Here is an 18,685-nt window from a genome sequence, read left to right on the forward strand (position 1 = left end):
ATCATCCCGTCATGACCTCCTGAAAGGAAAAAACCATGACGATTTACCACTCCGTCACTGAACTGATTGGCCATACACCGGTTATCCAGCTGCATAAACTGGACACCGGCCTCTGCTCGCTGTTTCTGAAACTGGAGAACCAGAACCCGGGTGGCTCTATAAAGGACCGCGTGGCGCTGTCGATGATTAATGAAGCGGAGCGCACCGGCCAGCTGCAGCCGGGCGGCACGATTATTGAGGCCACGGCGGGGAATACCGGCCTGGGTCTGGCCCTGATCGCCGCCCAGAAAGGCTATTCGCTGATCCTGGTGGTACCGGACAAAATGAGCCGCGAGAAAATCTTCCACCTTCGCGCGCTGGGTGCCCAGGTGGTACTGACGCGTTCGGACGTCAATAAAGGCCATCCCGCCTATTACCAGGATTACGCCCGGCGTCTGGCGAGTGAACTGCCCGGCGCGTTTTTCATCGATCAGTTCAACAACGAAGCCAATCCGCTGGCGCACCGTACCACCACCGCGCCGGAGCTGTTTGAACAGCTTAACGGCAGGATCGACGCCATCGTGGTGGGTGTGGGATCAGGCGGCACGCTGGGTGGCCTGCAGGCGTGGTTCGCCGAACACTCTCCGCACACGGAGTTTGTCCTCGCAGACCCGGCAGGATCGGTTCTGGCCGACCAGGTGGAAACCGGACGCTACCGCGACGCGGGCTCCTGGCTGGTTGAGGGAATTGGCGAAGACTTTATTCCGCCACTGGCCCACATTGACGGGGTGAATCGCGCCTGGCGCATCACCGACCGCGACGCGTTCGCCACCGCGCGCGAGCTGCTGAAAACGGAAGGCATTCTGGCAGGCTCCTCCAGCGGAACCCTGCTGGCAGCCGCGCTGAAGTACTGCCAGGCACAGACCACGCCGAAACGCGTGGTGACCTTCGCCTGCGACAGCGGCAATAAATACCTCTCAAAGATGTTCAACGATGACTGGATGCGCCAGCAGGGGCTGATGTCCCGCTCGCAGGCAGGCGATCTCTCCGACTACATTGCGCTGCGCCACGACGAGGGCGCCACCGTCACCGCCGCCCCGGACGACACGCTTTCCACCGTACTGGCACGCATGCGCCTGTATGACATCTCGCAGCTGCCGGTGCTGGAGAACGGCAAGGTGGTAGGCATTATTGATGAGTGGGATCTGCTGCGCCACATTGGCGGTGACGGGGCTCGCTTTGCCCTCCCCGTCACGGCGGCCATGACGCAACAGGTGGAGATTCTTGATAAGCACGCGCCGGAAAGCGCCCTGCACGCCATCTTCGACCGCGGTCTGGTGGCGGTGATTAATGACAATGACCGTTTTCTGGGTCTGATCACCCGCAGCGATCTCCTCACCGCCTGGCGCAACCGTCTACAGCAATAAGGAAACGAGAATGAAAAATCTCGCCACGCTCAGCGTACACAGCGGCCAGGTTAACGATCAACACGGCGCGGTTATGCCGCCCATTTACGCCACCTCGACGTTTGCGCAACCGTCGCCGGGGGAGCATACCGGCTACGAATATTCCCGAAGCGGCAATCCTACCCGCCATGTGCTGGAAACCGCCATCGCCGAAGTGGAAGGCGGCACGCGCGGCTATGCTTTTGCCTCCGGTCTGGCCGCCATTTCCACCGTACTGGAGCTGCTGGATAAAGACAGCCATATCGTCGCCATTGATGACGTGTATGGCGGCACCTACCGTCTGATTGAAAACGTGCGCAAGCGCAGCACCGGGCTGCGGGTCAGCTGGGTAAAGCCCGACGATCTGGCCGCGCTGGAAGCCGCCATTGGTCCCCAAACGCGCATGATCTGGGTGGAGACGCCGACTAACCCGCTGCTGAAACTGGCCGACCTGGCAGCCATCGGGGCCATTGCCCGCCGCCATAACGTGATAAGCGTGGCGGATAACACCTTCGCCTCTCCGGTCATTCACCGTCCGCTGGAGCTGGGTTTTGATATCGTGGTGCACTCCGCCACTAAATACCTGAACGGCCATTCCGACGTGGTAGCCGGGCTGGCGGTGGTAGGCGATAACCCGGCGCTGGCGGAACGGTTGGGGTATCTGCAAAACGCCATCGGCGGCGTGCTCGATCCCTTCAGCAGTTTTCTGACGCTGCGCGGAATGCGTACCCTGGCTCTGCGGATGGAAAAGCACAGCAGCAACGCGCTGGCGATTGCGCAATGGCTTGCGCAGCAGCCGCAGGTCGAAAAGGTGTTCTATCCGGGGCTGGATTCGCACCCGCACTATCAGCTCGCCCGCAGGCAAATGGCGCTGCCGGGCGGGATGATTTCCGTCGTGGTGAAAGGCGATGCGCAACGTGCGACGGAGGTGATCCGCAAGCTGAAGCTGTTCACCCTCGCAGAAAGTCTCGGCGGTGTGGAAAGCCTGGTAAGTCAGCCCTACAGCATGACCCACGCCTCAATTCCGCGCGAGCAGCGTCTGGCTAACGGCATTGTGCCGCAGCTGATCCGCCTGTCCGTGGGGATCGAAGAGGCAGACGATCTGATTGCCGATCTGAGTCAGGCGCTGGAAAAATAAGCAAACGGCGGCAGGCCCCTCGCCTGTCGCCATAAGATGTCATTATGCCTTAACGCATTGATAACAATATTATGTGAAACTGCACAGATTATTTCTGAAACACCGTTTCCATTTTCCTTTTATCTTAAAATCAGCGTATAATGCGCGCCAAATCCCTGGTGAATGGTTTCAGCGCTTGGAATACAAAAAACAACGTACAACTTCTCCTCTCCTTCGTTGGGCTGTCACTCAGGCACACTTTCTTCTGCACGCTCATTTGATGTCTCCTATCCTTAGTGCGTGTCATATACTCTTTTGCAACACAGGTTTGACTCCGCGGCGGTGCGCCCCCGGAGCGAGATTTCCATATCCTTCCCAACTTAAAGACTAAGACTGTCATGAAAAAGACGAAAATTGTTTGTACCATCGGCCCGAAAACCGAATCTGAAGAGATGCTGACCAAAATGCTGGACGCCGGCATGAACGTTATGCGTCTGAACTTCTCTCACGGTGACTACGCTGAACATGGTCAGCGTATCCAGAACTTGCGCAACGTCATGAGCAAGACCGGTAAAAAAGCCGCCATCCTGCTGGATACCAAAGGTCCTGAAATCCGCACCATCAAACTGGAAGGCGGTAACGACGTCTCCCTGAAAGCGGGCCAGACCTTCACCTTCACCACTGACAAGTCTGTGGTCGGTAACAGCGAAATCGTTGCGGTAACCTATGAAGGCTTCACCAGCGATCTGTCTGTGGGTAACACCGTGCTGGTAGACGATGGTCTGATCGGAATGGAAGTCACCGCCATCGAAGGCAACAAAGTCATCTGTAAAGTGCTGAATAACGGCGACCTGGGCGAAAACAAAGGCGTTAACCTGCCAGGCGTTTCCATCGCGCTGCCAGCACTGGCTGAAAAAGACAAGCAAGACCTGATTTTCGGCTGCGAGCAAGGCGTTGATTTCGTTGCTGCCTCCTTCATCCGTAAACGTTCCGACGTGGTTGAAATCCGTGAGCACCTGAAAGCGCACGGCGGCGAGAAGATCCAGATCATCTCCAAAATCGAAAACCAGGAAGGCCTGAATAACTTCGACGAAATCCTCGAAGCGTCTGACGGTATCATGGTTGCGCGTGGCGACCTGGGTGTTGAGATCCCGGTAGAAGAGGTGATCTTCGCGCAGAAGATGATGATCGAGAAATGTGTCCGCGCACGTAAAGTGGTTATCACTGCTACCCAGATGCTGGACTCCATGATCAAAAACCCACGTCCAACCCGCGCAGAAGCAGGCGACGTGGCGAACGCCATCCTCGACGGTACTGATGCCGTCATGCTGTCTGGCGAATCCGCAAAAGGTAAATATCCGCTGGAAGCGGTGTCCATCATGGCCACCATCTGCGAACGTACTGACCGCGTGATGACCAGCCGTCTGGACTTCAACAACGACAGCCGCAAACTGCGCATCACTGAAGCGGTCTGCCGCGGTGCGGTAGAAACGGCTGAGAAGCTGGAAGCGCCACTGATCGTGGTTGCAACCCAGGGCGGTAAATCTGCGCGTGCCGTACGTAAATACTTCCCGGATGCTACCATCCTGGCGCTGACCACCAATGAAACCACTGCGCGTCAGCTGGTGCTGAGCAAAGGTGTTGTTGCGCACCTGGTGAAAGAGATCGCCTCTACCGACGATTTCTACATTCAGGGTAAAGAACTGGCGCTGGAAAGCGGCCTGGCACAGAAAGGCGACGTGGTGGTAATGGTATCGGGTGCACTGGTACCGAGTGGTACAACCAATACCGCCTCTGTTCACGTGCTGTAATAATGTTCAAACGAATTAGTTTTTGATAAAAAGCGTCCTTCGGGGCGCTTTTTTTATTCGTGGTATTAGCCAACTCTATTCAAAAAGCAAATCGGGTTTTTCTATTTAATCGCGATTTATGCAAGACGAATCCGATGAAAAATGCCTTTTTTAACATAGCTTTTTCGACAAAAATGCCGAATTCGTTGCTTCTTTGAGCGAACGATCAAAAATAGGCGTATTCCCATCAAAAAAATATTCTCAACCCAAAAAAGTTTGTGTAATACTTGTAACGCTACATGGAGATTAACTCAATCTAGAGGGTATTAATAATGAATCGTACTAAACTGGTACTGGGCGCGGTAATCCTGGGTTCTACTCTGCTGGCAGGTTGCTCCAGCAACGCTAAAATCGATCAGCTGTCTTCTGACGTTCAGACTCTGAACGCTAAAGTTGACCAGCTGAGCAACGACGTGAACGCAATGCGTTCCGACGTTCAGGCTGCTAAAGACGACGCAGCTCGCGCTAACCAGCGTCTGGACAACCAGGCTACTAAATACCGTAAGTAATAGTACCTGTTAATAAAATGGCGCACATTGTGCGCCATTTTTTTTGCCTGCGTCAAACCCCCTACTGCGTCACCTTCTCGCCATCCTCTTCCGTTACCGCAGCAGAGACACGGCTGTTCTGTACGGACTGCACGTTGTTGCTGGCTGATGGGCCGTTAGCCGCCGATACGGCGACCGGGATCCCCGCCCGGCGCGACAAGGCTTTATCAATAAGCGCTTTGTCACTTCCTGCCTGAGAAACAAACGAGGCAAAGTCAGCGGAATGGGTAATAGGTGTAATCTGCGGGTTTTCCCCCTCCACCTGCGCCAGCGGACGATGTACTTCAATATAGCGTTTGCCATCCGGCTCGACGGAGAACTTCACCGGCTCATTGATAATCTGCACCCGCGTGCCAACCCGCACCTGTTCGAACAGGGCTTTAATGTCCGGGGCATTCATGCGCATACAGCCTGAACTCACCCGCAGGCCAACGCTGTCCGGCGCACTGGTACCGTGGATGAGATATTCCCCATTGCCCACGCCTAAACGCAGTGCAAAGCGTCCCAGCGGGTTATTTGGCCCGGCGGGTACGACCGGCGGCAATTTAATGCCCTGTTCCAGAGAGCGCGCTCTGATGCCCGGCGTCGGGGTCCAGGTTGGATTAGGGATCTTCTGACTCACGCGGGTCGTCGTGACCGGCGTCTCCAGCCCCAGCTGTCCAATCCCCAGCGGGAAAACCTGAACAATATTTCCCCCCGGCGGATAGTAGTAGAGCCGTAACTCGGCCAGGTTCACCACAATACCTTCGCGTGGCGTATCCGGAAGCAGCATCTGGGATGGAATGGTAATCACCGTTCCCGGCGCAGGGTTTACCGGCGCAATGGTATTATTGGTTTCAAGGATGAGCTGTGCCGCAGTATTAAACCGACGTGCGATGGTCTGAAGTTTGGTATCCCCTTCCTGTATTGTGTAGGTTTGATTTTGCCCAATCAGACGGCTGCCTGCGGGCGGTAACGGATAATCCATCGCACTGGCCGAATTAAGAGCGCCGAGCGAACCAAGGAGTAAGAGTGTTATTAGAGACGCGCGCTTCATGCTGAGATTCCTTATTCACTGACAGAACGCCAGAAAGCTGAAAAACCAGCGAGGCGGGAACCACCTCGCGAAACAGAATGAATGCTGTCCTGTAAGTCTAGCTAATGATTGCAGCTTTGGCGCGGATGGCGCGAATCATCGCTTCCAGCCCCTGGGAGCGGGACGGGGTGAGGTGTTGGGTCAGGGCCATTTTTTCAAACCACGGGCGCACATCAAAGGCGACAATATCCTGCGCGGACATCTGGTGGTAGAGAATAAAGACCACGGCGATAAGCCCTTTCACAATCGCGGCATCGCTGTCGCCGTGCAATTCAATCGTACCGTCGCCCTTTTGCTCCATCACAATCCACACCTGGCTCTGGCAGCCCTGAATAATATTATCCGGGTTATGCGCCGCTTCACTGAGCGGCGGCAAACGCTGCCCCAGCTCAATAATATAGAGATACTTTTCTTCCCAGTTTGCGCAACGTCCGAAGTTACGCAGTAATTTATCTTTGTCCGGCAACTCTGCCATTGTTCGCTTCTCCGTTAGCCCAGCAACTGGTGAATGCGTTTTAGCCCCGCCACCAGCCTGTCGACCTCTTCCGTTGTGTTGTACATTACCAGCGACGCGCGGCACATTGCCGGGACCTGATAAAATGCCATCAGCGGCATGGCACAGTGGTGCCCCGTACGCACGGCCACGCCATAGTTATCGAGGAAACTGCCCACGTCATAGGCATGGTGTTTTCCCAGATTGAACGCAATCACGCCCTGCCGGTTGGCCGGGCCATACAGGGTCAACTCGGGCACGCTGGCAAGCTCCTGCAGCGCGTAGTGCATCAGCATCTGCTCATACTCCTGGATGGCCTCAAGGCCAATGGAGGAGACATAAGAGAGAGCAGCCCCAAGCCCGATAATCCCGCCGGTATTGGGCGTACCAGCCTCAAAACGCCACGGCGCGCGCGCGTAGGTGGTCCCTTCCGACAGGCTGACGGTGGCGATCATCGAGCCGCCCCCTTCCCACGGCGGCATGGCCTGCAAAATATCGTCTTTCACATACAACACGCCGATCCCGGTTGGGCCATAAAGCTTATGCCCGGAGAAGACGTAAAAATCGCAGTCCAGCGCCTGAACATCCACCGCGTGATGCATCACCGCCTGAGCGCCATCAATCAGGACCTTCGCGCCCGCCCGGTGGGCTTTTTCGACGATCTCTGCCACCGGGTTTTCAGTGCCCAGCACGTTAGAGACCTGGGTTATCGCCACCAGCCGCGTGCGGTCGTCCAGCAGGTCATCAAGGTGCTCAAGCTGAAGCGTGCCGTCCTGATTCAACGGGATCACCCGTAGCGCAGCACCCACACGCTCACAGAGCATCTGCCACGGCACGATATTGGCGTGGTGTTCCATCTCGGTGATGATGATGTTATCGCCCGCGTGGACCTGCGCACTGCCCCAGCTGTTGGCGACAAGGTTGATCCCTTCCGTCGTGCCGCGCACAAACACCAGCTCTTCCGGCGAGCGCGCATTCAGAAAAGCGGCCACCTGGGTGCGGACGTTCTCCATACGCTGGGTCGCCTCTGCGCTCAGCGTATGAATACCGCGATGCACGGCGGCGTAACCGTGGCGGTAGAATTCGGCTTCTGCATCCACCACCTGATTCGGTTTTTGCGCGCTGGCAGCGCTGTCGAGATAGGCCAGCGGCAGTCCATTCACTTCACGGGTCAGAACCGGGAAATCGGCCCGTACTTTCTCTACGGGAAAACTCATGCTGCGCCTCCAGGCAGACGCTGACCAATACGGGCCAGCACCTGCTGTTTTAACAGGCCATCGTCCAGCGCCTCCGTCAGCTCTGCGGCAAAGGCGTAGATAATCATTTTCTGCGCCGCCTGCTGGTCAATACCGCGCGAACGCAAATAGAACATCTGTTCATCGTCAATGCGCCCGACCGTGGCGCCGTGGCTGCATTTTACGTCGTCGGCATAGATCTCCAGCTGCGGCTTGGTGTCCACTTCTGCCAGGCGCCCCAGCAGCAGGTTGTTGTTGGTCATCTGCCCGTCGGTCTTAATGGCGTGCTGCGCCACATTGATCAGACCGTTAAACACCGCGCGGCCTTTGTCGCTGACAATGGTTTTGTGCAGCTGGCGGCTGTTGCAGTAGCCTTTGTTGTGCTCAAGCCAGGTCCGCGTATCACACACTTCCGATTTGACCGGCATCGCCAGGCTGTTGATGCGCAGGGTGGTGTTCTCGCCGTTAAGCTGCGTGCTGGTATTGTGACGCAGTACCGCGCCCCCCAGCAGGAAGCTGTGGCTGTATGCCGCTGCATCTTGTCCAAGCAGGATATCGTTATGCGCAAAGTGGTGACTCTGCGGGTTCTCGAATGCCAGCTTGATATGGTGCAGCTGAGCGTTGGCGGCGACATTCATCGTCAGGCGCGCCCCGGTAAAGTGGCGGGTATCGTTGAGGCTGACGTAATGTTCAATAATCGTGGCTTCCGCCCCCTCCGCCAGCTCCAGATGGTGGCGATAGTGCGCAGTATTGATTTCATCGCCGTCCAGGCCCTGGGTGATGTGCATCAGCAGCAGCGGTTTCGCCGGGCGCTGGTTTCGCTTCACGTGAATCTGCGTCACACTCTGCGCCAGGCTCTCGGTAAGGTGCAGAAAGACCTCCGGCTGCACGGGTGCCGTCAGGCCCTGGCGCTCATCATTAATAGTGATCGTATAACCGCTCTCGTCGGTGCTGTCGCTCAGATCAGGACGGAACTGGCCGTCGACAAACACCAGGCGCAGGGCATCCACATTCAGCGCCAGTGCATCGCGCTGCGTCGGTGTGATATCCGCCCGTTGCGAGACAAATTCAGCGTTCAGCAGGCCCTCAAGCGGCGTGTACTTCCAGTTCTCATGTTTACGCGTGGGTAAACCGAGGCGCAGCATCTGTTGCAGGTGCTGTTGTGCCTGCTCAGAACGCCTTCCGCCCTGCGCTTCAAACAGGCGGTGCCACTGCTGGAGCGCATTACTGCTGTTCGGTAAGCCAGCCATAACCCTGCTCCTCCAGTTGTTTGACCAGCGTGAAATCACCGGATTTCACAATGCGCCCCTGGTAAAGCACGTGGACGTAATCCGGTTTGATGTAGTCAAGAATACGCTGATAGTGGGTAACGATAATGAATGACCGTTTGCCGTCGCGCAGAGAATTCACCCCGTCGGCGACAATCTTGAGGGCATCGATATCCAGACCGGAATCGGTCTCATCCAGAATGCACAGTTCAGGTTCAAGCACCGCCATCTGCAGAATGTCGTTGCGCTTCTTCTCGCCGCCGGAGAAACCGACGTTCACCGAGCGGGTCAGCAAATCTTCCGGCATTTTCAGCAGCTTGATCTTCTCTTCCATCAGGTCCTGAAAATCAAAACGATCCAGCGCCTCCAGGCCACGGTATTTACGTACCGCGTTGAGCGCCGTTTGCAGGAAGAACTGATTACTGACGCCCGGAATTTCGACCGGATACTGGAAAGCCATAAAGATGCCCTCCCCCGCGCGCTCTTCCGGCGACATCTCCAGCAAATCTTTGCCGTTAAACTCCACCGAGCCGTTGGTCACTTCGTAATCTTCGCGTCCCGCCAGCGTCGCTGAAAGCGTACTTTTCCCGGAGCCATTCGGCCCCATAATGGCGTGGACTTCACCCGGCTTGACGTCAAAATTGAGGCCACGCAGGATGGCTTTGTCTTCCACGCTAACCTGTAAATCTTTAATACTTAACATGTGCTTTCCTTAACCGACGCTGTGTTCAAGACTAATGGCGAGGAGTTTCTGGGCTTCAACGGCAAATTCCAGCGGCAGTTCAGAGAAAACGTCCTTACAGAAGCCGTTGACAATCATCGAGATGGCATCTTCTTCACTGATCCCGCGCTGCAGGCAGTAGAAAAGCTGATCTTCCCCGATACGCGACGTTGTCGCCTCATGCTCAAGCTGGGCGCTGTTGTTGCGACACTCCACGTACGGGAAGGTATGCGCGCCGCAGTCTGCGCCAATCAGCATGGAGTCACACTGGGTAAAGTTTCGCGCGTTGGTGGCCGTAGGCATGATTTTCACCAGCCCGCGATAGCTGTTCTGGCTGTGTCCGGCGGAGATACCTTTTGAGATGATGGTCGATTTGGTGTTTTTACCAATGTGGATCATCTTGGTGCCGGTATCCGCCTGCTGATGGCCGCTGGTCAGCGCAACGGAATAAAACTCGCCGATGGAGTTATCCCCGCGCAAAATACAGCTCGGATACTTCCAGGTAATGGCCGAGCCGGTTTCAGACTGGGTCCAGGACATCTTGCTGTTTTCGCCTTCGCACAGCGCACGCTTGGTGACGAAGTTGAGGATACCGCCGGTATTACCGTCGCCCGGGAACCAGTTCTGCACCGTGGAGTATTTCACTTCGGCGTCTTTATGGATGATAACTTCAACCACCGCGGCGTGGAGCTGGTAGCTGTCGCGCACCGGCGCGGAACACCCTTCGATGTAGCTGACGTAGCTGCCTTCGTCCGCCACCAGAATGGTGCGCTCGAACTGGCCGGTCTTTTCCGCATTGATGCGGAAATAGGTCGACAGCTCCATTGGACAACGTACCCCTTTCGGCACGTAGATGAAGGTGCCGTCTGAGGCGACCGCTGCGTTGAGCGCCGCGAAGAAGTTGTCGTTAGACGGCACCACGGTGCCAATGTACTTTTTCACCAGTTCCGGGTGATCGTGGATCGCTTCGCCGAAAGAGCAGAAAATGATCCCCTGTTCTGCCAGCTTCTCACGGTAGGTGGTTGCCACCGAGACAGAGTCAAAAATGGCGTCCACCGCCACCTCTTTCCCCTCGCGAACCGGTACGCCAAGCTGGTTAAACGCCTCTTCCACCTCTTTACTCAGGAAGCTATTATCCGCGCCAGTTTGCTGTACCGCGCCGGGCTGCGAGGCGCAGGTGTCGTCACAGCTGCCGCAGGAAGGTGCAGAGTAGTAGCTGTAATCCTGATAATTCAGCTTATCGTAGTGGGCTTTCAGCCAGTGCGGCTCTTCCATCTCCAGCCAGGCCCGGTAAGCGCTCAGGCGGAATTCGAGCATCCATTCCGGCTCGTTACGTTTGGCTGAAATTGCGCGCACGACATCTTCGTTGATGCCCTTCGCCAGTTCATCAGTTTGCAGCTGGGTGAAGAACCCCTCTTTATAGTTGAGGTGTCCGCCGCTCCAGGTATTTACTTCACTCGTTGCTTCAGTATTACGAGACATAGTACCGCCTATACCCCAAAGCTTTCGCCGCAGCCACATTCGTTCTGGGCTTTCGGGTTATGAAATTTGAATAACTGGTTTAAACCTTCACGCACGTAGTCCACTTCGGTGCCGTCGATAAACGGCATCGCCTGAAGCGCGACATACAGTTTTGCGCCATCCGTTTCAAACACCAGATCATCTTTTTCGGGTTCGGTGACGGTGTCGAGCACATAACCAAACCCCGCGCAGCCGGTCTGCTTGACCCCTAAACGCACGCCGAGGATCTCTGGCTTTTTCGCCACCAGCTCATGAATATGTGCCGCCGCCGCTGGCGTGAGCGTTAAACCGCGCCAGGCGAAATCGGCAGGGTTAAAGGTTTCTGAATGCAGTTCCATAGGTCCACCTCATCTGATAAGCCATCAGGGCATAACACCATGTTAGTGATAACGATTATCACTTCAACCCTCTGACAGCAGGGGCATTAGGCTTAATCGCCCTTTTTGCCTGGTTTTATTAAGCATAGACCCTGTGAGAGGATGCTGGCGGGATGGATTTAATTGTTCAATGCATTGATTAATAATGCATTTCGCTGCGTCGTTCGTCTGATTAAAAGGAAAAGCAAAATATGCATCGGAAATGCCTATTTTTGAGATAGCTTTTGCGCAGGACAGGACAGAAAGAAAAAAAGGCCCTCAAGGCCTCTGATGATTAATGATGAAAGGCGACGGAAAAACCTTGTTCACGCCAGTGATCGAGCTGTTCCTGCTGACGGGGCGTGGGCGATTTTCCCGTCCAGACAAAGAGTTTCTGCCCGGGGAAGAGTTCGGGACGCGGTGAATCAATCGGCTCTGCCAGCACGTCGATATGCCAGCCCTTATTGGCTAAGCGCGCGGCTTCAAGCCACAGATGAGTGCGGTCGTCGCACTCCCAACCGATGAGCAACGCATCTTTACCAGCTTTTTTACGCGATTCTGCCAGGCTTGCCACGGCGAATTCGATCAGCACACCATCAAACAGGCTCGCCATATGGCGCACCGTATTTTGATCCTGATTCATGCGCTGCCTTACGGGGGTAATAATGTTGTCGATCAGCGCATCCATGGCGTGATCGCGGCGAAACTCGCCAATTTTTGCGCGCAGTTTTGCCGGGCTGGCATAGCGCAAAACGGTCATCATCTCTTCCTGGAAAGCGGCCCAGTTACCCTGGGTCATCACTTCCTTGTTCTCCAGCAAGGCTTTTACTTTCCCCACCGAAACGCCTGATTTCATCAGACGTTTGATCTCTTCAATACGCAGGATATCCTCGTCGTCGAACTGACGATGCCCCCCTTCGCTGCGCTGCGGCTTCAACAAACCATAACGGCGCTGCCAGGCACGCAGCGTAACGGGGTTGATACCGCATCGTTCGGCGACTTCGCCGATACTGTAATAGGCCATTAACTCCCTCACGCTCAATACTTCCATACCCAACCACAGCAACCTTATCAGATTGTACAAGCTATTTGTATAACTAAGACCTCAGTTTGAAACAGGTGAATGGTGAGGACACCATCCACGCCGTTAACTCTATTGTTGTCTAAATTCCACCTTACGTACAGTTAACTCTGCCAAAGGTTGTACAGCTTTATCACAATCCAGACTTTTTCTCGGGCCACGAAATTGCCGGAATGCCGCCATGTCGGGGGCTGGCAAACAGGTGTCCCTGGAACTGGGAAATTCCCGCAGATTCCAGCCACATCCACTCCTCAGCCTTCTCTACGCCAACGGCGCAGAACTGAATTTCCAGCGAGGAACAGCACTTGATAATCGCCTGAATGATGGCCTGACGCGGACCGCTTTTATGCACATCCAGCACCAGATCGCGATTAATCTTAATTCTGTCCGGCTGGAACTGGGCCAGCAACTGCAGCCCGGCAAAACCGGCCCCGAAGTGATCGATCGTCACGCTGATACCGGCACTTTTTAACTGCCGGACCGAATGGGTAAACTCATCGAAGCGCGAGATGGCTTCACTTTCGGTGAATTCCACCACAATTTGCTCCGGCACAAAGCCGTTCGCGTCGATAGCGGTGAGCAGGAAATCGACGGCATGCGGGACATTGACCAGCGTCATGGGCAACAGGTTAATCGACAGCGTCTGATTCTGTAGCCCCAGCGCACTGGCCATGGAGAGCGCAACCTGTTTGCTGTGCAAATCTGCTGCGTAGACCTCTTCATGCGGAAGCGCCGCAAAATAGGCCCGTGGCGAGTCGCCGGATGGCGTGCGCAGCAGTGCCTCCCAGGAGACCACCTCCTGCATAAAGGGATCCACAATCGGCTGAAATGCAAAGCTGCAGTCCGCCCCTTTTGCTACCACCGGCGGTTGCGCGGATAACGGCGTCTCCTCGGGGATAAAATCCCAGGTATCGGCGGGCGGCAATTCAAAATAGTTGGCCTTCTCCGTTGCCTCAACGAACGTGCGGAAGAACTGCAGCGGACGATCGTTATAGGTCAGCTGATAGCGGGTCGTGCCCTTATTAAGCACCTGCTGAAGAACATCTTCCCGGTCGAAGTGGCGCAAATCAAAGAGTTCCATCCCAACATTGCCAAAACGCCGGGAAGGTCCGTGATCGCGCATCAGTTCCACCACATTGTGGTGACGCGGATCGCGGCAGATCTGCTCATAAATGGCGGTCACGTTTTCGGCTGGCCCTTCGAGCAACTGAAAAAAATGCGTGCCGTTAAACAACAGGATCCCCGTGACGTCGAATTGTCGGTTTTTACTATCTGCAGCAGCGACCATGGTTTCCAGCGCTTTCACCGGAACGTCATCGCAAATATGGCTGCGGTATATGATGGTTGTCAGCATGCTTTTCCTGGAGGGGTTAGGGGTTTGGCCACGAAAACGCGTGGATAGAGTTCTGTTATAGCATATTAATTGTCAGGCAAATAATTTACGTCTCAATGATTTAGGACGTTTATGACCCGAATTTTCGATGTTGTACAACTTAACCACGACACTTCAAGTTGTACAATATATTCTGTTACGATACCGTTACAAACCCCATCAATAACCCACTGAAATGTAAAAAGTTTATAAAATATATCATAAAAAATTTAAAAATCTGTACATTTTAGATGTACAGATTTGGGATTTGTGTATACCTTAAATGTAACGTTAGTGATTACTAAATTTTACAGGAGCGAAACATGCAACAGAACGGTTACGTCGCAGATTCTGCCGCCGCTATTGCGCAGTACTTCGAAAAAGCCGCGCTTCCAACGCAACAGGAAACGCTGGGTGAAGTCGTGGTTGAAATTCTTAGCGACGGGCGAAACCTCAACCGCAAGTCGCTCTGCACCAAACTCTTAAGTCGCCTAGAAAAGGCCGAAGGGCCGGAAGAGGAACAGCATTACCACATGCTGCTTGGTTTGCTCTTCGAACGGTAACGTTATGAATCGCAGTGACGCTGAAAGACTCACAGACCAGCTTATCGGTGAAGCCGTGCTTTCCCTCCTGAAAGAACGGGGGCCACTGACGACCGATTCTCTGGTACAGCGTCTGCGTAAAATGCAAATACATGAAAAGGATCCCCGGCGGCGGGAGACACTGGCGAGGGTGATAGCCGACATCGGCTCAAAAAACAGCGCCTTTATACGTCGCAGAACCGCGCAAGGACGACCAATCAGAGAGGGATCTCTCAAGGATAACAGAGACAATGTAGTGCCGTTATTTGGTGATGGAAAACCGTCCAATCCCAGGAAAATACATTGACTGCAATTTAACAGCTACGGTGAGAACAAATGAGACAGAATATTCAGCCACAACCCGAATACCATTCGGCTTTTCTGGACAGCGCTTTGTCGGAGTATTTCCGCCACGCTGGCGATCGTTTTGCTGAAGAATCCGCGATTTTTTCTACTGCAGTACGTTGTGTCCTGGCCACGGAAGGTCACCTTACCAACAAAGCGATCATTCTCTGGCTGATCCAGACGCTGGAAGCGACGGATGACGTGGTTCAGGCCGACGTCATTCGTAAAACGCTGGAAATTGTTGTGGGTTACACAATGGACGACCTTTAAAATTAGCTAACGTGTCATCGTCATAACTGTCGACCAGCCTGACGATGACACCCCTCCCCCCCTCATAACACCCTGTGAAACACGCATCGTAAAGATGGCACACTTCCTGCTTACTCCTCTTTACGGGATCGGGCTCTCCGGTCATCTTGCTTCATTTCTTAACAGGTCTGTTATTGATGAAAAAAATCGCCAGCGTCTGCCCTTACTGTGGTGCAGGCTGTAAATTAAACCTCGTTGTTGAAAATAACCGTATTATCCGTGCCGAAGCCGCAGACGGCGTAACCAATCAGGGCACCTTGTGCCTGAAAGGCTTTTACGGCTGGGACTTCCTTAACGATACCCGCTTGCTCACCCCTCGCCTGACGCAACCGATGATCCGCTACCACAAAGGCGAACCCTTTACCCCGGTCACCTGGGACGAGGCCATTCGTTATACCGCCAACAAGCTTAAAAACATTAAAGCGCAGTTCGGCCCGCGGTCCATCATGACCACCGGTTCTTCCCGGGGGACGGGCAATGAAACCAACTATGTGATGCAGAAATTCGCCCGTGCGGTACTCCATACCAACAACGTGGACTGCTGCGCACGCGTCTGCCACGGGCCTTCCGTGGCGGGTTTGCAGGAAACGCTGGGTAACGGCGCGATGAGTAATTCCATTAACGACATTGAACACTCAAAATGCCTGCTGGTTTTCGGATACAACTGCGCCGATTCCCATCCAATAGTCGCCCGCCGCGTGCTGAAAGCCCGTGAGAACGGTGCGAAAATTATCGTCTGCGATCCGCGTCGGATTGAAACAGCCCGCATTGCCGACCAACATCTGCAACTGAAAAACGGCAGCAATATGGCACTGGTTAACGCCTTTGGCTATGTGCTGCTGGAAGAGGAGTTGTACGACAAAAACTACGTCGCACGCTTCACGGAGGGGCTTGAGGCCTACCGGCAGACGGTGAAAGAGTACGCGCCAGAGAAGGTCGAACATCTGACCGGCATTCCCGCCCACGATGTCCGCCAGGCGATGCGCACTTTCGCAGCGGCCCCTTCCGCGACCGTGATGTGGGGAATGGGCGTCACACAGTTTGGTCAGGCCGTAGATGTGGTAAAAGGCCTTTCGAGTCTGGCGCTGTTAACCGGTAATCTTGGTCGCCCTGCAGTCGGCGTCGGTCCCGTTCGCGGACAAAATAACGTGCAGGGAGCGTGTGACATGGGCGTATTGCCCAATATGTTCCCCGGCTATCAGGACGTGACGGACCCGGCTGTCAGGCAGAAGTTCGCCGATGCCTGGGGAATTGACGTTACGGTAATGGACGATCGCGTCGGCACGCGCATTACCGAGGTGCCGCATCTCGCCCTGGAAGGTAAAGTCAAAGCCTATTACATCATGGGGGAAGATCCGCTGCAGACCGAGGCCGACCTGGGCCTGGTGCGCAGCGGCTTTGAGGCGCTCGACTTTGTGGTGGTTCAGGACATCTTCATGACCAAAACGGCGGAAGTGGCGGATGTTCTGTTACCCGCCACCTCCTGGGGCGAACACGGGGGCGTCTTTACCTGTGCCGATCGTGGCTTCCAGCGTTTCGGCAAGGCCATTGAGGCCAGCGGCAACGTAAAACGCGACTGGGAGATCATCAGCCTGCTGGCGACAGAAATGGGCTATCCGATGCACTACACCTCAAACCAGCAGATCTGGGATGAGATGCGCGCGCTGTGTCCGCTGTTCTACGGCGTAACATACGAAAAAATGGGCGAAATGGGCCATGTCCAGTGGCCATGCCCAACGCTCGATCACCCCGGCACACCGTATTTGTACAAAGATAATCACTTCGACACGCCAACCGGCAAAGGGCGACTGTTTGCCGCGCCCTGGCGAGCGCCCGCTGAAACACCTGACGAAGACTATCCTCTGGTGCTCTGCACGGTGCGCGAAGTGGGACATTACTCCTGTCGTTCCATGACCGGGAACTGCGCCGCGCTGCAAAGCCTGGCCGACGAACCGGGTCGGGTGCAATTGAACCCGGCGGATGCGGAACAACGCGGTATCACTGACGGGCAACTGGTCTGGGTGCGTTCGCGCCGCGGTAAAGTGATTACCCGCGCCAGCCTCAGCGAACGCATCAACCCCGGGGCTGTATATATGACCTATCAGTGGTGGATTGGTGCCTGCAACGAACTGACGCAGGATAATCTTGATCCGATATCCAAAACGCCGGAAACGAAGTATTGTGCGGTTCAGCTGGACGCCATTGAGGATCAACGCTGGGCTGAGGACTTTGCGGCATCGGCGTACCAGTCCATGAAGTCTCGGCTGATCAGTGCGGTGAATGTCTGAGAAAATGCCGGGTGGCGCTGCGCTTACCCGGCCTACGTTACGGGCGTTTATCCAATCAACAGCAGGCAGGATAAATCATCGCCGCCATTGATTTTATCAATCGCAGCGTCCATGCGGGCATCAATGGTGTTATTGTGCATGGTCTTTTCGGAGAGGCTGGCGATGGTTTTCATTACCACCTGTTGGTCGATTTCGCCCTGCATCGATCTCACGCTGAGGATGAATTTGATATAGAAAAAGTCCAGCACGATACGATAAAACTGACGCATCATCGTCGCCATGTTTTTGCCGGGGAAATAGCTGCTGTAGAGTTTGTACAGCAGGTAATTGCGTAACACGTAAGGTTCTGACAAACAGGAATCCTCACATAATTTGTGCCACTGCTGATTAATCGCGTCGAATTTTGTCTCCAGTTCCGCCGCGTCGCTAATACCGGCAACATCCAGGTATGCGGCAATTTGCTGATGCCCTTCAAGAATAAAACCGTCCCGGGCTGAATCTTTTGCAACATGCGTTCCCATGACGGACAACGCCAGATATTTCATCGCGTTTGACTTCGCCAGATGACCGGAATCCATCAGCGATTTTCCGCTTTGCAACTCATTGAGAAGCGCTTCGTAGAAATTTTCCACTTCAGCAAATTTATTATGCAGATCGACGTTAACGTGCTGGAGACAAAGAATAAACTGCGCCAGCGCCATCAAATTTTCTTCTATATTACGGGATGGCGACTGGATTAAATTCCAGGCGAAAAGATGGATCACCTGTTGAGTCTGCGAGACAGACTGGCGCTGCCCAATCAAATTGGTTTTATAGCCCGCCACCAGCTCATCCTGCTCCTGAAGCAGCATCGCATCCGGGTCAAACAGCACCCGCCGCACCACTTCCGGGCAGGAGAGCGTCATCGTGTGCCGTGTCTCATCCTGGTAGCGAGTTGAACTCCGGGGGTAAGTGCTGCAGGTACGCGAGAGCGCCTCTTCCCCCAGATCGCGGTGGACCATGCAGAGCTCTGAGAGATCCCCTCATAATTTCCCCAAAGCGTAACCATGTGTGAATAAATTTTGAGCTAGTAGGGTTGCAGCCACGAGTAAGTCTTCCCTT

20 protein-coding genes are annotated in these 18,685 nt (G+C 54.7%); 9 read left to right on the forward strand and 11 right to left on the reverse strand.

Annotation, left to right across the window (positions count from 1 at the left end):
- Positions 1–35 precede the first annotated feature (35 nt).
- The 5 genes from ACOTZF_RS11590 (at position 36) to lpp (ending at position 4,900) form a co-directional block, all read left to right on the forward strand.
- Positions 36–1,406 (forward strand): pyridoxal-phosphate dependent enzyme, encoded by a 1,371-nt coding sequence (locus ACOTZF_RS11590; protein ID WP_062729103.1) that lies wholly within the window; start codon positions 36–38, stop codon positions 1,404–1,406.
- A gap of 10 nt (positions 1,407–1,416) precedes the next feature.
- Positions 1,417–2,562 carry a trans-sulfuration enzyme family protein gene (locus tag ACOTZF_RS11595; RefSeq protein WP_129317787.1) on the forward strand — a complete coding sequence of 382 codons (1,146 nt, stop codon included), beginning with the start codon at positions 1,417–1,419 and terminating at the stop codon, positions 2,560–2,562.
- 73 nt (positions 2,563–2,635) lie between these two features.
- On the forward strand, positions 2,636–2,932 hold the full coding sequence (locus ACOTZF_RS11600) for a hypothetical protein (RefSeq protein WP_418250441.1): 297 nt from the start codon (positions 2,636–2,638) through the stop codon (positions 2,930–2,932).
- Between the two features lie 7 nt (positions 2,933–2,939).
- Positions 2,940–4,352, forward strand: a complete 1,413-nt coding sequence (gene pykF / locus ACOTZF_RS11605; protein ID WP_013096950.1) for a pyruvate kinase PykF — start codon at positions 2,940–2,942, stop codon at positions 4,350–4,352.
- A gap of 311 nt (positions 4,353–4,663) precedes the next feature.
- Positions 4,664–4,900 (forward strand): murein lipoprotein Lpp, encoded by a 237-nt coding sequence (gene lpp / locus ACOTZF_RS11610; RefSeq protein WP_001082307.1) that lies wholly within the window; start codon positions 4,664–4,666, stop codon positions 4,898–4,900.
- Positions 4,901–4,961: 61 nt separating this feature from the next.
- On the opposite strand, the gene ldtE is transcribed toward lpp, so the two are convergent.
- The 9 genes from ldtE to ACOTZF_RS11655 all read right to left on the reverse strand — a co-directional run bounded on the left by ldtE (position 4,962) and on the right by ACOTZF_RS11655 (position 14,043).
- Entirely contained in the window at positions 4,962–5,975 is a 1,014-nt protein-coding gene (ldtE, locus tag ACOTZF_RS11615) for a L,D-transpeptidase LdtE (protein WP_023620680.1), read from the reverse strand.
- A gap of 97 nt (positions 5,976–6,072) precedes the next feature.
- Positions 6,073–6,489, reverse strand: coding sequence for a cysteine desulfuration protein SufE (sufE, locus tag ACOTZF_RS11620; protein WP_013096952.1), 417 nt, complete (start codon positions 6,487–6,489; stop codon positions 6,073–6,075).
- A gap of 14 nt (positions 6,490–6,503) precedes the next feature.
- A complete protein-coding gene (sufS, locus tag ACOTZF_RS11625) occupies positions 6,504–7,724 on the reverse strand; it encodes a cysteine desulfurase SufS (RefSeq protein ID WP_129317788.1) in 1,221 nt (406 codons plus the stop codon).
- Positions 7,721–8,992 carry a Fe-S cluster assembly protein SufD gene (gene sufD, locus ACOTZF_RS11630; RefSeq protein ID WP_038980321.1) on the reverse strand — a complete coding sequence of 424 codons (1,272 nt, stop codon included), beginning with the start codon at positions 8,990–8,992 and terminating at the stop codon, positions 7,721–7,723. Before sufD ends, sufS begins: the two co-directional genes overlap by 4 nt.
- Positions 8,967–9,713 (reverse strand): Fe-S cluster assembly ATPase SufC, encoded by a 747-nt coding sequence (gene sufC / locus ACOTZF_RS11635; RefSeq protein ID WP_013096955.1) that lies wholly within the window; start codon positions 9,711–9,713, stop codon positions 8,967–8,969. Before sufC ends, sufD begins: the two co-directional genes overlap by 26 nt.
- Before the next feature lie 9 nt (positions 9,714–9,722).
- Positions 9,723–11,213 (reverse strand): Fe-S cluster assembly protein SufB, encoded by a 1,491-nt coding sequence (gene sufB / locus ACOTZF_RS11640; RefSeq protein WP_013096956.1) that lies wholly within the window; start codon positions 11,211–11,213, stop codon positions 9,723–9,725.
- Positions 11,214–11,221: 8 nt separating this feature from the next.
- Complete coding sequence (sufA, locus tag ACOTZF_RS11645; protein WP_008500631.1) at positions 11,222–11,590, reverse strand: Fe-S cluster assembly scaffold SufA; 369 nt, start codon at positions 11,588–11,590, stop codon at positions 11,222–11,224.
- Between the two features lie 313 nt (positions 11,591–11,903).
- Positions 11,904–12,632, reverse strand: coding sequence for a MerR family transcriptional regulator (locus tag ACOTZF_RS11650; protein ID WP_013096958.1), 729 nt, complete (start codon positions 12,630–12,632; stop codon positions 11,904–11,906).
- 190 nt (positions 12,633–12,822) lie between these two features.
- The gene (locus ACOTZF_RS11655) at positions 12,823–14,043 is read right to left on the reverse strand and encodes a diguanylate phosphodiesterase (protein ID WP_129251589.1); all 1,221 of its coding nucleotides are present in this window, start codon (positions 14,041–14,043) and stop codon (positions 12,823–12,825) included.
- A gap of 341 nt (positions 14,044–14,384) precedes the next feature.
- Between ACOTZF_RS11655 and ycgZ the strand changes: the two genes are divergently transcribed.
- From ycgZ to fdhF, 4 genes are all read left to right on the forward strand, one after another.
- Complete coding sequence (ycgZ, locus tag ACOTZF_RS11660; protein WP_013096960.1) at positions 14,385–14,624, forward strand: regulatory protein YcgZ; 240 nt, start codon at positions 14,385–14,387, stop codon at positions 14,622–14,624.
- 4 nt (positions 14,625–14,628) lie between these two features.
- A complete protein-coding gene (locus tag ACOTZF_RS11665; protein WP_029883869.1) occupies positions 14,629–14,949 on the forward strand; it encodes a hypothetical protein in 321 nt (106 codons plus the stop codon).
- A gap of 29 nt (positions 14,950–14,978) precedes the next feature.
- Positions 14,979–15,257: a biofilm development regulator YmgB/AriR family protein gene (locus ACOTZF_RS11670; RefSeq protein ID WP_013096961.1), complete on the forward strand. Its 279-nt coding sequence runs from the start codon at positions 14,979–14,981 to the stop codon at positions 15,255–15,257.
- Positions 15,258–15,433: 176 nt separating this feature from the next.
- Positions 15,434–17,584 (forward strand): formate dehydrogenase subunit alpha, encoded by a 2,151-nt coding sequence (gene fdhF / locus ACOTZF_RS11675; protein ID WP_038980313.1) that lies wholly within the window; start codon positions 15,434–15,436, stop codon positions 17,582–17,584.
- A 47-nt stretch (positions 17,585–17,631) separates the two neighbouring features.
- Here fdhF and fliB read toward each other — a convergent pair whose 3' ends face one another.
- Positions 17,632–18,585: a flagellin lysine-N-methylase gene (fliB, locus tag ACOTZF_RS11680; protein WP_421636093.1), complete on the reverse strand. Its 954-nt coding sequence runs from the start codon at positions 18,583–18,585 to the stop codon at positions 17,632–17,634.
- Between the two features lie 21 nt (positions 18,586–18,606).
- The coding region (locus ACOTZF_RS11685; RefSeq protein WP_032084584.1) for a hypothetical protein at positions 18,607–18,685 on the reverse strand (79 nt) is incomplete at its 5' end.

The sequence above is a fragment of the Enterobacter cloacae complex sp. SHL021 genome (assembly GCF_049237765.1).
Lineage (GTDB): Bacteria > Pseudomonadota > Gammaproteobacteria > Enterobacterales > Enterobacteriaceae > Enterobacter > Enterobacter cloacae.

Bases quoted from the DNA above. Each gene is read 5' to 3' on its own strand.
- ACOTZF_RS11590 (WP_062729103.1), top strand. From the start codon at position 36: ATGACGATTTACCACTCCGTCACTGAACTGATTGGCCATACACCGGTT.
- ACOTZF_RS11595 (WP_129317787.1), top strand. From the start codon at position 1,417: ATGAAAAATCTCGCCACGCTCAGCGTACACAGCGGCCAGGTTAACGAT.
- pykF (WP_013096950.1), top strand. From the start codon at position 2,940: ATGAAAAAGACGAAAATTGTTTGTACCATCGGCCCGAAAACCGAATCT.
- lpp (WP_001082307.1), top strand. From the start codon at position 4,664: ATGAATCGTACTAAACTGGTACTGGGCGCGGTAATCCTGGGTTCTACT.
- ldtE (WP_023620680.1), bottom strand. From the start codon at position 5,975: ATGAAGCGCGCGTCTCTAATAACACTCTTACTCCTTGGTTCGCTCGGC.
- sufE (WP_013096952.1), bottom strand. From the start codon at position 6,489: ATGGCAGAGTTGCCGGACAAAGATAAATTACTGCGTAACTTCGGACGT.
- sufS (WP_129317788.1), bottom strand. From the start codon at position 7,724: ATGAGTTTTCCCGTAGAGAAAGTACGGGCCGATTTCCCGGTTCTGACC.
- sufD (WP_038980321.1), bottom strand. From the start codon at position 8,992: ATGGCTGGCTTACCGAACAGCAGTAATGCGCTCCAGCAGTGGCACCGC.
- sufC (WP_013096955.1), bottom strand. From the start codon at position 9,713: ATGTTAAGTATTAAAGATTTACAGGTTAGCGTGGAAGACAAAGCCATC.
- sufB (WP_013096956.1), bottom strand. From the start codon at position 11,213: ATGTCTCGTAATACTGAAGCAACGAGTGAAGTAAATACCTGGAGCGGC.
- sufA (WP_008500631.1), bottom strand. From the start codon at position 11,590: ATGGAACTGCATTCAGAAACCTTTAACCCTGCCGATTTCGCCTGGCGC.
- ACOTZF_RS11650 (WP_013096958.1), bottom strand. From the start codon at position 12,632: ATGGCCTATTACAGTATCGGCGAAGTCGCCGAACGATGCGGTATCAAC.
- ACOTZF_RS11655 (WP_129251589.1), bottom strand. From the start codon at position 14,043: ATGCTGACAACCATCATATACCGCAGCCATATTTGCGATGACGTTCCG.
- ycgZ (WP_013096960.1), top strand. From the start codon at position 14,385: ATGCAACAGAACGGTTACGTCGCAGATTCTGCCGCCGCTATTGCGCAG.
- ACOTZF_RS11665 (WP_029883869.1), top strand. From the start codon at position 14,629: ATGAATCGCAGTGACGCTGAAAGACTCACAGACCAGCTTATCGGTGAA.
- ACOTZF_RS11670 (WP_013096961.1), top strand. From the start codon at position 14,979: ATGAGACAGAATATTCAGCCACAACCCGAATACCATTCGGCTTTTCTG.
- fdhF (WP_038980313.1), top strand. From the start codon at position 15,434: ATGAAAAAAATCGCCAGCGTCTGCCCTTACTGTGGTGCAGGCTGTAAA.
- fliB (WP_421636093.1), bottom strand. From the start codon at position 18,585: ATGGTCCACCGCGATCTGGGGGAAGAGGCGCTCTCGCGTACCTGCAGC.